The organism is Cobetia sp. SIMBA_158, from assembly GCF_046566945.1.
GTDB classification, from domain to species: domain Bacteria; phylum Pseudomonadota; class Gammaproteobacteria; order Pseudomonadales; family Halomonadaceae; genus Cobetia; species Cobetia amphilecti.
Map to the genome: position 1 here is coordinate 1 of NZ_JAWJYL010000295.1, position 276 is coordinate 276.

Below are 276 nucleotides of genomic sequence, written 5' to 3' on the forward strand. Positions count from 1 at the left end.
GATAAAACTCTTCAGCCACATCAAGTAGGCCGTCGCTATCAACCTCAAAACAGGAATTAACATAGCCTTGCTTAGCAGCTACTTCTAGCGCTGCTTGGTCAAAACCGTGTTCACTTAACTCTGCATCAATGACCCCAGCATCTTGTACCGCTTGCTTCAACGTCACATCATCACGCAGTGTCAAATCCACGAAGTAAATTGGTGTGCGATAGCTTTGCGTCGTGCTTTTACCTCTGAGTGTGAGTTGTAGTGGTAAACATGACAGCTTATTACCTG

At 45.3% G+C, this 276-nt stretch carries 1 pseudogene; it reads right to left on the bottom strand.

Annotated features, from left to right (window positions below):
- A pseudogene (locus R2R70_RS20035) lies at window positions 1–276 on the bottom strand (hydrolase or metal-binding protein); the annotation flags it as partial.